Annotated in this window: 11 protein-coding genes; 5 read left to right on the top strand and 6 right to left on the bottom strand. The window is 64.8% G+C overall.

Features of this window, described 5'->3' with window-relative positions:
• The first annotated feature begins 174 nt into the window (after positions 1-174).
• The 4 genes from Rhe02_RS19925 to Rhe02_RS19910 all read left to right on the top strand — a co-directional run bounded on the left by Rhe02_RS19925 (position 175) and on the right by Rhe02_RS19910 (position 4,754).
• Positions 175-1,194 carry a LacI family DNA-binding transcriptional regulator gene (locus tag Rhe02_RS19925; protein WP_203909783.1) on the top strand — a complete coding sequence of 340 codons (1,020 nt, stop codon included), beginning with the start codon at positions 175-177 and terminating at the stop codon, positions 1,192-1,194.
• Between the two features lie 400 nt (positions 1,195-1,594).
• Entirely contained in the window at positions 1,595-2,902 is a 1,308-nt protein-coding gene (locus tag Rhe02_RS19920) for an extracellular solute-binding protein (RefSeq protein WP_203909782.1), read from the top strand.
• Positions 2,899-3,891, top strand: coding sequence for a carbohydrate ABC transporter permease (locus tag Rhe02_RS19915; protein WP_203909781.1), 993 nt, complete (start codon positions 2,899-2,901; stop codon positions 3,889-3,891). The genes Rhe02_RS19920 and Rhe02_RS19915 overlap by 4 nt, the downstream gene beginning before the upstream one ends.
• Positions 3,888-4,754: a carbohydrate ABC transporter permease gene (locus tag Rhe02_RS19910; protein ID WP_203909780.1), complete on the top strand. Its 867-nt coding sequence runs from the start codon at positions 3,888-3,890 to the stop codon at positions 4,752-4,754. The genes Rhe02_RS19915 and Rhe02_RS19910 overlap by 4 nt, the downstream gene beginning before the upstream one ends.
• Positions 4,755-4,801: 47 nt before the next feature.
• Here Rhe02_RS19910 and Rhe02_RS19905 read toward each other — a convergent pair whose 3' ends face one another.
• The 6 genes from Rhe02_RS19905 to Rhe02_RS19880 all read right to left on the bottom strand — a co-directional run bounded on the left by Rhe02_RS19905 (position 4,802) and on the right by Rhe02_RS19880 (position 12,708).
• Entirely contained in the window at positions 4,802-6,823 is a 2,022-nt protein-coding gene (locus Rhe02_RS19905) for a beta-galactosidase (RefSeq protein ID WP_203909779.1), read from the bottom strand.
• Positions 6,820-7,503 (bottom strand): DUF624 domain-containing protein, encoded by a 684-nt coding sequence (locus Rhe02_RS19900; RefSeq protein ID WP_203909778.1) that lies wholly within the window; start codon positions 7,501-7,503, stop codon positions 6,820-6,822. Before Rhe02_RS19900 ends, Rhe02_RS19905 begins: the two co-directional genes overlap by 4 nt.
• Positions 7,500-8,996 (bottom strand): GH39 family glycosyl hydrolase, encoded by a 1,497-nt coding sequence (locus Rhe02_RS19895; protein WP_203909777.1) that lies wholly within the window; start codon positions 8,994-8,996, stop codon positions 7,500-7,502. Before Rhe02_RS19895 ends, Rhe02_RS19900 begins: the two co-directional genes overlap by 4 nt.
• A gap of 64 nt (positions 8,997-9,060) precedes the next feature.
• Complete coding sequence (locus Rhe02_RS19890) at positions 9,061-10,710, bottom strand: ABC transporter substrate-binding protein (RefSeq protein WP_203909776.1); 1,650 nt, start codon at positions 10,708-10,710, stop codon at positions 9,061-9,063.
• Positions 10,711-10,771: 61 nt separating this feature from the next.
• Positions 10,772-11,623 carry a carbohydrate ABC transporter permease gene (locus Rhe02_RS19885; RefSeq protein ID WP_239123930.1) on the bottom strand — a complete coding sequence of 284 codons (852 nt, stop codon included), beginning with the start codon at positions 11,621-11,623 and terminating at the stop codon, positions 10,772-10,774.
• A gap of 77 nt (positions 11,624-11,700) precedes the next feature.
• Positions 11,701-12,708: an ABC transporter permease gene (locus tag Rhe02_RS19880; protein WP_203909775.1), complete on the bottom strand. Its 1,008-nt coding sequence runs from the start codon at positions 12,706-12,708 to the stop codon at positions 11,701-11,703.
• Between the two features lie 291 nt (positions 12,709-12,999).
• On the opposite strand from Rhe02_RS19880, the gene Rhe02_RS19875 reads away from it, so the two are divergent.
• Positions 13,000-14,871: an endo-1,4-beta-xylanase gene (locus tag Rhe02_RS19875; RefSeq protein WP_239123929.1), complete on the top strand. Its 1,872-nt coding sequence runs from the start codon at positions 13,000-13,002 to the stop codon at positions 14,869-14,871.
• Positions 14,872-15,657 lie beyond the last annotated feature (786 nt).

The raw sequence follows: 15,657 nt of genomic DNA, 5'->3' as shown, positions 1-15,657 counted from the left end.
CGCGTGTCTTGAGTCGCGATCCACCAAACGGTAACCCGCAACGGTGCCGAGCGATAGGCCCTGGCTTTGACTTTGCGGGCAGAAGGGTATCGTGGGCTATCCGAAACTTCCGGCCATTGCAGAGACTACGCCTGGATGTTGCAAGATAGGCTCACTACGACTAAGGAGCTGCCGGTGGCATCCGACGAAGAACGCAGGATCACCATCTCGGCGATCGCCCGTGAAGCCGGCGTTTCGGTGCCGACCGTATCCAGGGTGCTCAATGGGCGATCCGACGTTTCACCCGGCACCAGGGAGCGGGTGGAAGAGCTGCTGTCCCGCCACGGTTACCGGCGCCGCCCGGCCAGCACCCGGGTCAGTGCCAACCTCATCGATCTCGTCTTCAACGACCTCGACAGTCCGTGGGCGGTCGAGATTATCCGTGGGGTGGAAGAGGTCGCGCACGCTTCCGGATTCGGCACGGTGGTTTCCGCCGTGCACCGCCACTCGACCCATATGCGGCAGTGGCTGCAGAACCTGCGCGCCCGCGCCACCGACGGCGTCATCCTGGTCGCCTCCGACCTGGCACCCCCGCTGCACGCCGAGCTGCGCCGGCTCGACATGCCGGTGGTGGTGGTCGACCCGGCCGGTGTCCCGAGCATGGACGTGCCGACCATCGGTGCCACCAACTGGACGGGTGGGCGGCTCGCCACCGAATATCTGCTCTCGCTCGGGCACCGCCGCATCGGCTTCATCGCCGGGCCGACCAGCCTGCTGTGCAGCCGCGCCCGGCTCGACGGTTATCGGGCGGCGCTGGAAGCTTCCGGGGTACCGGTCGACGACAGCCTGATCCAGCAGGGCGACTTTTACCATGAGTCCGGTTTCGCCGGCGGAATGGCGCTGCTGGACATGGACAAGAGCCCGACCGCGATCTTCGCCTCGAGCGACCAGATGGCGCTCGGAGTCTACGAAGCGGTGAGGCAGCGCGGCCTGCGGGTGCCCAACGACGTCAGCGTGGTCGGCTTCGACGACCTGCCTGAGGTGCGCTGGAGCTCGCCGCCGCTGACCACCATCCGCCAGCCGTTGGCGGAGATGGGTTTGCTCGCCGCCCGAACGGTTCTGCGGCTGGCTCAGGGCGAAAAGATCGAAAGCCCTCGCGTCGAGCTCGCCACCGAGCTGGTAGTTCGTGACAGTGCTGCTCCCCCTTCGTTATAAGCGCACCTATTGACCCGCCCGTTCGGGGCGTCGTAACGTGCCCACGTCCACCAAAATTTTCGGAACTTCACAGAAAGTTTTGGAGCACGCCCCGCCCCGGCAAAACACCTCCAGAAGATCCCGCCTAGCCCTCTGGCAGGGCTTCCCCCCGGGACCGCAGATGCGCGGTGGATTGCCTGGTCGAGACCGTGCTCCCGCGGGCAACGTCGGAATATTGCGGTCGGATTAGCGGCGTATTCACCTCACGTCGCGGCCACGGCGAGTGATGACGTTCCAGCCGATCACCTCTTGACCGAAATCGGAACCGCGCCGTAACGTCCGTGGCACTCTTCTGAAAACTTTCAGATCACGACAGAAAGTTTCGGTCAAATCTCGCGACAATCGTATAGAGGAGATACCGATGGCACGACCGCGCCGCATTCGCGCTGCCATGGCGCTGATCGCGACGACCACCCTGTTGCTGGCAAGTGCGTGCAAGAGCGACGAGGCCCCGGCTGAGGCAGAGCTCTTCAAGAACCCGGTCACGCTGACCTGGTGGCACAACGCTTCCGATGCCGGCCCAGGCAAGGACTACTGGCAGAAGGTCGCCAACGACTTCCACGGCCTCCACCCGACCGTCACCGTGGAAATCGAGGCGATCGAGACCAACCAGCTGCAGCGCACCAGGATCCCGGCGGCTCTGCTGTCCAACGACCCGCCGGACATCTTCCAGGCCTGGGGTGGCGGCGAGATCATCGATCAGGTGAAGGCCGACTACCTCAAGGACATCACCGAGGCGACCAAGACCGAGGTTGCCAATATCGGTAGCGCGACCGGCATCTGGCAGGTCGAGGGCCGCCAATACGGGCTGCCGTTCCGGATGGGCATCGAGGGCTTCTGGTACAACAAGAAGCTGTTCACGCAGGCCGGGATCACCGCCCCACCGACCACATTGGACGAGCTGAAGACCGCCGTCACCAAGCTGAAGGCCGCCAACGTCATTCCGATCTCGGTCGGCGCGGGCGACAAGTGGCCCGCCGCGCACTACTGGTACAACTTCGCGCTGCGTGCCTGCTCGATCGCCACGCTGAAGTCGGCCGCCCTCACCCTCAAGTTCGACGACCCGTGCTTCGTGAAGGCCGGCCAGGACCTGCAGGCCTTCATCGGCGTGCAGCCGTTCCAGCCCAACTTCATCGCCACGGTGGCTCAGCAGGGTGCAGGCAGCTCGGCCGGTCTGGTCGCCACTGGCAAGGCCGCGATGGAGCTCATGGGCGACTGGAACCTGGGCGTCATGCAGACGCTCGCCGGTGACAACTGGAAGACCATGCGGCCCGACATCGACTGGTTCCCGTTCCCGGCGATCGCCGGTGCTCCGGGCGACCCGAAGGCCTCGCTCGGCGGTGGTGACGGGTTCGCCTGTTCCAAGAAGGCGCCGGCCGAATGCGTCGAGTTCCTCAAGTACATCGTCAGCCCGGCGGTTCAAAAGGGTTACGCCGAAATCAACGTCGGTCTGCCCGTCGCCAAGGGTGCCGAGGCGGGCGTCTCCGACCCCACCCTGCGCACAATCCTGAAGGCCACCAACGAAGCTAGCTACACGCAGCTCTGGCTGGACACGGCCTACGGCAGTACTGTCGGCAGCGCTATGAACGACGCCATCATCGCCATCTTCGCCGGGACAGGTAAGCCTGACCAGGTCGTCTCGGCCATGAAGGCGGCCGCGCAAAAGTGACCACGACCAATCCAACCCAGAGCCTCGCTGACCGCGCCGGTGTGCGGTCAGCGAGGCTCCGGCCCGCCGGAAATACCACTCGAGCCGCCCGCACCCGCCGTAAGTGGTACGAGATCGTCGGCCTCACCACGCCAGCCGTCGTCGTCTACACGATGTTCGTGTTGGTACCCATGGGCTTCGCGGTCTACTACAGCCTCTACCGGTGGAAGGGTGTAGGGCCGCCCACCGAGTTCGTCGGATGGCGCAACTACCTCCTAGCGTTCGAGGACCCGATCTTCCGAGATGCGCTCTGGAACAACGCGATCATCCTGGTGGGGTCACTGGTCTTTCAGCTGCCGATCGCCCTTGGCATAGCGCTGTTGCTCAACCGCCGCTTCCGCGGGCGTGCGTTCTTCCGGCTGCTGGTCTTTGTGCCCTACGTGCTGGCTGAAGTCACCGTCGGCATCATGTGGAAACTCGTCCTGATCCGCGACGGCTCGGTGGACGCCATACTGAAGGCGCTCGGGCTGGGCGGCCTGGTGCAAGGATGGCTCTCCGACCTGCCTCTGATCATTTGGACAATGCTGTTCATCCTCACGTGGAAGTACGTCGGATTCGCCATCATCCTGTTCCTGGCCGGCCTGTCGAACATTCCCGATGAGCTGACCGAGGCCGCGTCGATCGACGGCGCCAGCTGGTGGCAGATCCAGCGGCACGTCACGATCCCCTTGCTCGGGCCGACGATCCGGATCTGGATGTTCCTGTCGATGATCGGTTCGCTTCAGGTGTTCGATGTGCTCTGGGTGGTCGCCGCGCCTTCGGTGAGGTCGCTCGGCGCCGCCAACACCATGGCCACCTACATGGTGGACAACGGATTCTTCGCCCGGCTGTGGGGCTACGGCAACGCCGTCGCCGTGATCCTCTTCGTTATTTCGTTCGTTGCGGCGCTGCTGTTCCAGCGTTTTGTCCTGCGCCGCGACATCCAGGGTGCGCTGACAGGAGCGAAATGAGCATGGCTGTCGACGTCGTCCCGTCTGTAACGAAAAAACGCCGGACAGCGGTCTGGGGCAGCCCGTTGACCTACGCTCTGGCGCTCGCGGTCGCTGCGGTCTCGATCGCGCCGGTGGCCTACGTGATCCTCGGCGGCTTCCGCACCACGGCCCAGATCAACGCCGACCCGGCCGCGTTGCCCAACCCGTGGGTCTGGACCACCTACGGAAGGGTGCTGAGCCAGGGGAACTTCTGGACAGAGCTGTGGAACAGCACGGTGATCGCCCTGAGCACCACGCTCGGAGTGGTGGTGCTGGGCGTCTGTGCGGCCTTTGTGCTTGCCCGTTATACCTTCCGCGGCAGGGAGGTGCTCTACACGTACTTCACGCTGGGTCTGCTCTTTCCGGCGGGGGCAGCGATCCTGCCGCTCTACCTGATGCTGCGCGACATGGACCTGATCAACTCCTACTACGCGGTGATCCTCCCGCAGGTCGCCTTCCAATTGCCGCTCACCATCGTGGTCCTGCGCCCGTTCCTGACCGCGGTTCCGATGGAGCTCGAGGACGCCGCCATGATCGACGGCAGCAGCCGGCTCGGCTTCTTCTGGCGCATCCTGCTGCCGCTGTCAGGCCCCGCGCTGGTCACGGTCGGGGTGCTCGGGTTCGTGGCGAGCTGGAACGCCTTCCTGTTGCCGCTGTTCGTCATTCAGGACGTCAGCCTGCAAACGCTGCCGCTCGGTGTGCAGAACTTCTCCACCCAATACACCTCCGACACCGCCGGGATCCTCGCCTTCACCTCGCTGGCAATGCTGCCCGCCCTGCTGTTCTTCACGTTCGCCGAACGGCAGATAGTCGGGGGCCTGCAAGGCGCGATCAAAGGGTAGTGGGGGGCGCCGGCCCGAACGGAGGTGGCCGGCGCCCCGGCTTTCCACTAGCTCATCGTCTGGACGTGCACCGCGGACGGCTTTAGCCGCAACGGTTGCCCGCGCTCCACCGGCCGGCCGGTGAGCAGGTCGACGCCCGCGCCGGGGGCGGGCACGTCAATCGCGTCGGCGCTGTGGTTGAGCAGAAACAGCAGGCGCTCACCTTCCGGGGTGACCCGGACGGCGCTTTCGAGGTCGGGCAGATCCGGGTACGGCCCCATCAGCTCGTGACGGTCCAGTACCTGCCGGATGACCCAGGAAACCCCGGCCTGATCCAGCCCCGCGCCGACGTACCAGCCGTGGCCCGACCCGAAGGCGTTGCGGGTGACCGCTGCGGTGCCGGCGTAGAAGTCGGCCTGATAGGTGCCCATCACCTCGGCGCCGTCCGGCTGCACCAGCTCGAAAACCAGCTGTGCGGCAACCTTTCCCCCGCCGCGCAACCGCACCGGGTTGACCACCTCGGGCCCGCGGACGTCCCACTCGTCGACCCGCACCCCCATCAGCCGCCCCAGCGGGCCGGGCACGTCCATCAGGAAGGCGTTGTCGTTCTCGTCGACCCGCCCGGAAAGGAATGTGGTCACCACCGACCCGCCGCGCTTGGCCACCTCCTCCAGGCGTGGCGCGAGATCGCCCTTGAGCATGTGCAGCACCGGCGCTACCACCACGTCATAGCGGGCGAGGTCGGCGGTCACCGCGACGACGTCGACATCGACGCCGGCCTCCCACAACGCTTGGTAGTACGACAACACCACCTGTTGGTAGCGGACCAGACGGGACGGGCCGTCGGAAATCTCCAGCGCCCACCAGCTGTCCCAGTCGAAGAGCAGCGCGACCCGGGCCGGGGTGCGTGCGCCAAGCAGCGCGCCCCCTAGCCGATCGAGCTCGGCGCCGAGCTGGGACACCTCGCGGAACACGCGGGTATCGGATCGGCCCGCGTGGCCGATGACGGCGCCGTGGTACTTCTCGCAGGCGCCCCGGCTGGCCCGCATCTGGAAGAACAGCACGGCATCCGCGCCGTGCGCCATCGCCTGCCAGCTCCACAGCCGCATCACCCCCGGCCGTTTCAGCGGGTTTACGTCGCGGCTCGCGGTGTAGCTCGGGGTCTGCTCCATCAACCAGAACGGCTGCCCGTCCTTGAGCCCGCGCATCAGGTCGTGGGCCAGCGCCATCCGCGCCGGCGACCGGTCGTCGGGTGGGTAGTTGTCCCACGAGACGAAGTCGAGGTGTGCGGCCCAGCGGTGATAGTCGATCGGCCTATACATGCCCATAAAGTTCGTGGTGACCGGAGTGTCCGGAGTGGACTGTCGCAGGGCGGCTTTCTCGTCGATGAAGTTGGTGAGCATGGCATCGGACATGAACCGCAGATAGTCCAGGGTGATGCCCTGAAACGCGGTGTGGTCGGGCCCGCGCCAATGCTCGGTCAGCGCCGAGGGCGCTTCGATCTGGTCCCAGTCGGTGAACGTGTGCGACCAGAACGTGGTGTACCAGGCCGCGTTGAGCTCATCCAGGTTCGCGTAACGCTTGCGCAGCCAATCGCGGAACCCGGCCGCGCAGAGGTCGCAGTAGCAGGCGCCGCCATATTCGTTGCCGACGTGCCAGGCGATGATCGACGGGTAATCGGCATATCGCTCGCCGATGCGGCGGGCCACCTCCGCCGACAGCTGACGAAAGACCGGGGAGCTGGGGCAGGAGTTGTGCCGCTGCCCGAACCGATGCCGCCGCCCTTCAAAGTCTGTCCGGGTGACTTCGGGGAAGGCGCGCGCCAGCCAGGCCGGGTGGGCGCCTGTGCCGGTGGCAAGGCAGATGTTTCGCCGCTCGCCGGCCGCGCGCTGCACGATCCTGTCCAGCATGGAGAAGTCGTAGACCTCCGGCGCGGGCTGCGTCAGCGCCCAGCTGAACACGCCAACCGTGACGGTGTCGATGCGGGCGGCGTCGAACAGCCGATAGTCCTGTTCCCACACGTGTTCTGGCCACTGTTCCGGGTTGTAGTCCCCCCCGAACGGCACCTTGGAGGTGACGGGCAACCTCATTCGGTGAACTCCTTCTGGATCTCGGTGATCATCGGATGGCTGGAGCGCAGGAGCAGGAGCGCGAGCACCGAGCCCAGCAACACCACGACCACCTCCGAGGTGAGCGCGGTAATTCCCGCCGCCACCACGAGCAGACACACGTTGCCCAGGGTCACGCCCTTGGCGCGGCCCAGGAAATACAAAGCCAGCCGGGCGATGTCCCGGGTCCGGAAGGAGAACAGCGAGGCGATCACCAGTGTGTTGACCCCCCACAGCGCCGCCCCGGCCGCGATCACCACCAGCAGCACCGCCCACCAGCCGGGGATGCCCGCCGCCGCGAGGTGGCTCAGGTTCACCGCCACGATGGTCAGCCATGCCAGCAGCAGAGCCCAGATCTTAAGAACCCCAAAGAAGTTTATCTTGTACCCATGCCAGAAAGCCTTTGCTGGAGCCAGATCGGTGAGGTCCAGGTGACGATGGTGCAGCGCATACAGCGCGCCCGACAGGGCGGGCCCGATGGGCAGCGCGCACCCCGCGACCAGGGGCAGGTTACTGGCATCGCGCTCGAGCAGCAGGAGCGGCAGCAGACCGGGCAGGGTCGTCACCAGTAGCGCGATCTCGACCACTAGCAACGTGTAGATCATCGCCGAGGCCCGCGAGAGCGGCCCTTCGCCGAAACGTCTCACCCGCAACTCGCTCATCCGAGCATCCGATCGTCGTCCCACCACGGCGGGGTCTCGTCCTTCACCGCCGTGATCTCGACCAGGGTCACCTCATGGCGGTCGAGGACGAGGTCCAGCTCCACCCGCCCGGCAGCGATCGACAGCTGCGAGTGGCTTCGGACCGGCTCGGCCACCTCGCGCAGGGTTTCCAGCTGCCTGGGCCGAACCGACAGCGGCCGGCCCATCTCGTTCCAGGCCGCCCAGGCGTTGCCCATCTGTTCGTTGACCCGCGAGCGCAACCCGAAGGCGGGGCCGGATTCCTTCCCTGCCAACGGGATCGACAATCGCAGCAGGTGGCTGTCGCCTGCGGCCGGGAAAACCGGCGCCCAGGCGAGCACCGTGACCCTGCCGTCCGCGTCGCGGGTCACCAGATGGTCCTCGCCGCGGGCCAGCAGCTGGTCGCCCATGCGCGCCATGAACGCATAGAGATGGTAAGTGGGTTTCTTGATCTGCCGATGGGTCAGCAGGCCGAACCCGCCATGGAACAGCGCGGTCGGTACCCCGATCTCCTCGAACATGTCGCTGAAGGTCCAGTAGGCGAAGGAATCGACGAGGTCACCGCCGCCAGCCACCACCGGGGCCAGGTAGGCGGCGTGGAAAGCCGTGTCGTGAATGGGGTTGTCGGGCCTGTACGAGGAGTTGAACTCGGTGATGTGCACCGGCAGCCCGTCGAGGGCACTGCCGCGCAGCTGCTCGCGTGGACGGGCAAACTGCGCCAGCAGATCGGTGGCCGGGGCGAGGGTCTGGTGGACACCGAAGGGGACATGCTGTGCCGGGCCCGAGGTGTAGGCGTGCCGGCTCACGAAGTCGATGGGCAGGCCGCGCTGGGCCACGAAATCGGCGAAGCGCACCAGCCATTCGTCGGCGCCGGGGGAGATGGCCGGGCCGCCGACCTGAAGCGAGGCGTCGACCTCCTTGACCGCGCTCGCGGTCACCTCATAGAGCAGGTGATAGACGTCCTGGTCGGCGTCGGCCCAGAACTCCTTGAGGTTGGGCTCGTTCCACACCTCGATCGGCCAGCCGCGCACCTGGTCGATCCCATAGCGGTCAACGAGATGAGCGATGGTGGCTCTGACGAGCGCTGCCCACTGTGTCCAAGAACTGGGCGGGGTAACGTTTCCGGCCCACCAGAACACGGTCTGCTCGCCCGAGGCAAGCTCGCGGGGCATGAAGCCCAGCTCGATAAAGGGCGCTATGCCGAGCTCAAGATAGGCATCGATCACCTGATCCACATAGGTGAATGCATATCTCACCTGACGCGAACCCTGATACGAGTAGGGGCGGTAGATGCCCACGCCGTCGCTGAGCAACCCGTGCCCGCGGATGTGCCGGAAACCCACCTCGCGCTGGATCAGGGCCAGCGAGTCTTGATAGTCGCGGCGCAACGCCAGCTCGAACCGGCCGGTGCCGACACAGAAGCGCCAGGCGTCGCTGAGCCGGCCCGAGGATTGGTCAGGGACCTGAATTCGCATTGTTTCTGCCTCACCTCTGGCTGGCCCGGTGCGCGCCCAGCACCGGACCAGCCAGGAGTTCTTGTTAGCTGGGGTGGGCTGTCTTGTAGCGGTCGGCTGCCTTGTTGACCAGATCCACGAATTGTTGCGTGTTCTTGCCCTTGAGCTCAGTGAGGTAGGCGTCCCACTCGGTCATGGGCCGCTGTCCCAGGATGAACCGCAGGCTCTGCGCGAACACGAAGTCCTTCAGCGGGGTCTCCCAGAGCGTGACTTGCTCGCGCTCTTCGTCGGTCAGCGGATAAGGAGGATCGACCGCCACCGGCTTGCGCGCGTTCATCACCTTCTGGAACTCCTGCTCCTCAGCGGAGAAGAAGGCCTGGACGATCTCGGGCTTGCCGCCGTAGACGAAGACGCCGTTGTAGAAGCCGAAGTCTTTTTGCATGTGTTTGGTGCCGGCGGGGTTGAGCCCGACCACGTTGACGTCGGGGGTCAGCTTGAACTTGCCGGAGGAGTCCTTCTGGTAGGTGACTCCTTCGACGCCCCACTTGGCGAATTCCTGACCGGCGTCGGAGTACCAGAGCCAGTCGATGAACTGCATCATGGCGACGAAGTTCTTGCTGTCGCGCGCCTTCTTCGAGATCATGATGCCGCTTTCGAGACGGCTGGCGGGGTTGACCTCGCCGGTCGGCCCGATGGGCAGCAGGATCTTGCTCATCTTCGCGGCTGGGATGGTTTTGGCCAGGTCGGGCCGGTATTCGTTGACGAGCGTCTGGGCGTTGGTGCTGATGGCAAACGATTTGCCGTTGGCCAGCTTCTGGCGCGCGGCGTCATCGGCCTGGGTGAAGCTCTCCGGGTCGAGCAGGCCTTCTTTGACCAGCTTGGCGAGGAACTCCAGCATCTGCTTGTACTGGGGCATCGCGCCGGTGACAACGAACTTCTTGGTGCTCGCATCGTAGGTCATGGGCTGGTAGCCCCAGCCGCCGCGGGTGCCGTAGGCGATGGAGACGAGGTTGATCAGGTTGCCGCCCGGGGTGGGTTTGCTGAACCTGTCCGACAGCGGGTAGCTGTCGGGGTAGGCGGTCTTCATCGCTTTGAGGGTGGTGTAGACCTCGTCCCAGGTTTTGGGCATCTGGAGGTTGAGTTGTTGGAGGATGTCGGTGCGCATGGCCAGGGTGTAGTCCTGCCAAGGTTTTTCGTGCAGGCCGGGCAGCAGGTAGAACTTGCCGTCGGCGGCGCGGAACTGGTTGAGTTCGGGTTCGAGTTTGTTGCGGGCGACTTTGTCCTTGAAGTTGGGCATCAGGTCGATGTAGTCGCTGACCGGCAGGATGGCGCCGGAGGCGATGAAGGCGTTCTCGTCCGGGTGGTATGTCTTCGGAATGATGAAGGGCGCATCGCCCGCTCCGATGAGGACACCGCGTTTCTGGTTGTAGTCGCTGCCCGGGATCACGACCGGGTCGATGGTGATGTTGGTGCGTTTGGTCAGCTCTTTGAGGAACAGCCAGTCGTCCTTGAACGGGTAGGCGGCGTTGCTGAGCATCATCGTGGAGAACTTCAATGACTCTGTGGCCTTGAATTGGTCTCCTACGCCATATTTCTCCATGGCGCCGACGCGGAACGCTGACAGGTCCTCGCCCTTCTGGGGCTCCTCGCCGCTGGAGCATGCGGTCAAGGCAAGGGTGAGGGAAAGGACGCTGGCGGCAACCATTGCCGCCCGGCGCCGGTATCTGCGTAACATAGGTTATCCCTTCGGTGAGAAAGGTGTTGCGGCTGAACACTTTTTGACGCCGCCGTTGGGGCTAGCCTTTGACGGCGCCGATCATGACCCCCGACACGAAGTAGCGCTGGATGAAGGGGTAGACCAGCAGGATCGGCAGGACGGTAAGCACGATCGTCACGGACTGGATGGTGGCCGCGACCTGGAGCTGGTCGCCCTCGGCGATGGTGCCGGCGGTCATGTCCGTCCCGGTCGCTCCGGCGATCAGGTTGCGCAGGTACATGGTGACCGGCCACAGGTCCTGCTGATCCATGTAGAGGAAGGCGCTGAACCACGAGTTCCAGAACGACACCGCGTAGAACAGCACCATCGTGGCGACCACCGCCTTGGACAGCGGCAGCACGATGCGCCACAAGATCCCGTAGGTGGAAAGCCCGTCGACCGCGGCGGCCTCCTCCAGCTCGACGGGCAGGCTTTCGAAGAACGCCTTCATGACCAGCAGGTTGAACACGCTGATCGCATTGGGCAGCGCGATGGCCCAGATGCTGTTGGTCAGGCCGAGGTTGGACACCAGCACGTAGTTGGGGATCAGGCCACCGTTGAAGAACAGGGTCAGCATCGCCACGCCGATGAGCACCCCACGCCCGCGCAGGTGCTTCTTGGACAGCACGTAGGCATACGTCGTGGTCAGCACGATCGCGATGAACGTGGACACCACCGTGTACACGACGGTGTTGCGATAGTTCGTCCAGAACATCGGATCGGCGGTCACATACTTGTACGCGGCGGTGCTGAACCCGCGCGGGACCAGGTTGACCTCACCCATGATCAGGTAGTGCTCCTCGCTGAAGGAGCGGGCCACAATGTTGACAAACGGGTACAGCGTGGCCACCACGACACCGGTCAGGATGACCGCGTTGACCACCTGAAACACCCGGTAACCACGGGTCGGCCGCGCCCGGCGAGGCCCGGTGCGATGTTGGACAACGCTTTCCCGAGCTTCAGCAACAATCACCACAGACTCGCCCCCACCGTGCGCCGGGATATGGTATTGGCCGCCACGACCAGAATCAGCCCGATGACGGCCTCGAAAAGCCCGATCGCCGCGGCGTAGCTGAACAGTCCGGATTGGACACCCACCCGGAACAGATACGTGGACACCACGTCGGCGGTCGGATAGGTCAGCGGGTTGTAGATCAACAAAATCTTCTCGAACCCCACCGCCATGAAGGTGCCGATGTTGAGGATCAGCAGCGTCATCATGGTGGGCCGGATACCCGGCAGGGTCACGTGCCAGGTCTGCCGCCACCGGTTGGCGCCATCGATCCGCGCCGCCTCATACAGGTCGTTGTCGATCGCGGTGAGAGCCGCGAGGTAGAGGATCGTGCCCCAGCCGACGGTCTGCCACACCTCCGAGGACACATAGATGGTGCGGAACCATTCCGGCCGCTGCAAAAACGAGATGGCCTCGCCGCCGACCGAGCGCAGCATCTGGTTGACCACGCCATCGACCGACGTGAACTGCATGATCATGCCGGCCACGATCACGATCGACAGGAAATGCGGCAGATACGACACCGACTGGACGAACCGCTTCAGGTAGCGGTTGGAGACCTCGTTGAGCAGCAGGGCGAGGACGATCGGCAGCGGGAACAGGAACAGCAGGGTCAGCGTCCCGAGGATCAGCGTGTTGGAGAAGACGTCCCAGAAGGTCGGGTCGCTCAAGAACAGGCGCACGTAGCGCAGCCCGACCCACTCGGTGCCGAAAATGTTGTCGAAGATGTTGTCGCCACCCGGCCGGTAACGCCGGAAAGCGATCACATTACCCAGCATCGGCAGGTACCGGAAGATCGCAAAGAAGATCAATGGCAGGAGTGCCAGCGAATACAGCTGCCAGTCACGCCGCAGCACCTGCCGCCAGTGGCGGCGGCGACCGGGCCGCTGTGCCCGGCCCGGATCGGGGATGACCCGCGCGACGTTGGGCATTTCCGTCGGCGGGCCAACTGTTTTAGAGGTCATCGTCGGCCTAAGGTGAGGTCAGCGAGAATAGTGATCACGAATTCTCCCTCGAAAACATTCCGGAAGATTTCCGTAACTTCTCTCGAACCGTAGAGCTGGGCCGCAGGCCCGTCAACCCCTCCCGATGTATCGATTTACACCGTCGTAAGTCGACGGAAACTTCCGGAAAGTCATTGACTGTTATTGACCGTCCGCCAATACTGGGAGCGCTTCCATTGACGTACTCCATCGCCCTATGGGGGACTAATGACCGTCCGGCAAGTCCGTTTAACTATGGCGATGCTCCTCGCCGTGGCGTCCACCCTCGTGATCAGTTCGCCCGCGTTGGCAGACGGAACACTGCGCGATCACGCGGCTGAGCGAGGCAAGTTCATCGGCGCTGCTTTGGCCACCGGCCCGCTGTCCAATGAGGCGCCCTACAGCACCATCGCCCGCACCGAGTTCAATCAGGTGACTCCCGAGAACGCCCTCAAGTGGGACGCCACCGAACCCAACGACAACCAGTACAGCTTCAGTGGCGCAGACCAGATCGTCAACTTCGCCGTCGCCAACAACCAGATCGTGCACGGCCACACCCTGGTCTGGCACAGCCAGACCCCCGGTTGGGTGCAAGGCTTGAACGCCACGGCGATGCGTGCCGCGATGCAGGACCACATCACCACCGTGGTCGGCCGCTACGCGAACAACGCCGCCGTCCGATCCTGGGACGTAGTCAACGAGGCCTTCGAGGAAAACGGCAGCATGCGTCAGAGCTTCTGGCTCAACACCATGGGCCAGACCTACATCGCCGACGCCTTCCGCTTCGCGCGGGCCGCCGACCCCGACGCGCGGCTGTGCATCAACGACTTCAACGTCGAGGGCATCAACGCCAAGAGCACGGCCATGTTCAACCTCGTGCAGTCGCTGCGCGCGCAGAACGTTCCGGTCGACTGTGTCGGATTCCAGGGCCACCTGGCCGTCCAATTCGGTTTCCCGAACCAGGTTCAGCAGAACCTGCAGCGCTTCGCCGACCTAGGCGTGCAGGTGCGCATCACCGAGCTCGATGTGCGGATCCCGCTTCCCGCCGACGACACCGAGCTCGCCACCCAGAACACCTACTACACCAACATGATTAGCGCCTGCAACAACGTCACGGCCTGCGCGGGCGTCACCATCTGGGGCTTCACCGACAAGTACTCCTGGGTTCCGGACACCTTCTCCGGACAGGGCCAGGCCCTCCTCTGGGACACCAACTACGTCGCCAAGCCCGTCTACAACGCCGTGCACACCGCCCTCGACGGCGGCACCCCCGGCGACACAACCCCACCGTCGACCCCCGGCACCCTCACCGCGTCGGGCATCACCTCGACAAGTGTGAACCTGGCGTGGGGCGCATCTACCGACAATTTCGGCGTCACCGGCTACAACATCTACCGAGACGGGACTCTCCTCAACACGGTTACCACCACGTCAACCACCGTAACGGGTTTGACCGCCTCCACCGCCTACCAGTTCTTCGTCCGAGCCAGGGACGCGGCCGGAAACCTTTCCCCGCAATCAAACACGGTCTCCGTCACCACCGCGCCCGGCACCGGCGACACGTCGCCGCCCACCACCCCCGGCACGCTGAATTCTTCCGCGGTCACCTCCACCAGCGTGACCCTCGCCTGGGGCGCGTCCACCGACAACGTTGGGGTCACCGGCTACAATGTGTTCCGCAACAACGCTTTGCTCACAACGGTCACCACGACTTCCACCACGGTAACGGGTTTGACACCCGCCACGGCCTACCAGTTCTTCGTCCAGGCCCGTGACGCCGCCGGCAACGTTTCGGCCAACTCCAACACCGTCTCAGTGACCACGTCTCCAGGCACCGGTGGCGGCTGCTCGGTCGCAGCCACCGTGCAAACCCAATGGAGCAACGGTTACGTCGTGCAGCCGATCACGGTCACCAACACCGGCACGTCCACCATCTCAGCATGGACAGTGACCTTCACCCTCCCCGCCGGCCACACCATAGTCGGCTCCTGGAACGCCGCCTTCACCATCAGCGGCCAGACCATAACCGCCCGCAACATGTCCTACAACGGAACGCTCGGCCCGAACGCCAGCACCACCTTCGGCTACCAGGCCAGCCGCCCCAACGGAAACACCGCAGTCCCAAGCACCTACACCTGCAGCTAATCCCTTTACATACAGCAAGCCATCCTCCATTGGGGATGCCCGGCGTGCCCCGGGCATCCCCACCTCCAATCCACCCCTACAACCCTTCCTGCGCCGCCACGTCAAGACCGCCCACGCCGCCTCCGCGCCGTAGTGGTCTCGCGCCGTCTCCCCGCGGCAACGCCGCAGCCCCCTCTGTACGCCGCGCCGTTGTGGTCTCATGTGGTCTTTCCCAGGCGGTAAGCCGCAGCCCTTTCTGCGCCGCACCGTTGTGGTTTCGCGCCGTATCTCCCGGCGGCAACGCCATCTGCGTGCTTGGCCGCGCCCGGCGGCTGCGCCGCCGACCCGCAGGCGCTAGATCATTTGCTTACTCAGACACCGCCCTTGACATAGGAGCGACGCGATATCCCGGGCGGCATATGCCTTACGTGCTCACCTCCGGCACCACCTTCGGCGTGGCGAGGGCGCCCTTAGGCGGTGTGAGGATGCGGTGGGGCGGCTTGGCGGCCCGGCCTTGTATGAACAAGCGCCCGTGCCTGGTGGCGCATCTGGTGTTTGGCGGCAAGGGCTTCGGAGGGGTGGCGCGCGCTTCGAAGGGCTCCCCGGCTGAAATTGTTCGCGGAGCCGAATGCGGCGGCTGATCGAAGGGGCGGGCGGTCTTGCGGCGAGAGGCGAGGTTTGCGGTGGACATGGAAAAGCCGCCGTCGGACGGGGTTCTCGACAGCGTGGCTTAACTCGATCGGGGTGGGCCTTCCGCCCACGGGCGGCCTTGGCTTAGTTTGTGGTGGGGCAACGCTATCGGCGGGC

The organism is Rhizocola hellebori, assembly GCF_016862955.1.
In the GTDB taxonomy this organism is placed as follows: domain Bacteria; phylum Actinomycetota; class Actinomycetes; order Mycobacteriales; family Micromonosporaceae; genus Rhizocola; species Rhizocola hellebori.
Note: the sequence above shows the minus strand (reverse complement) of the source record. Positions and strands in the feature narration are given on the sequence as shown.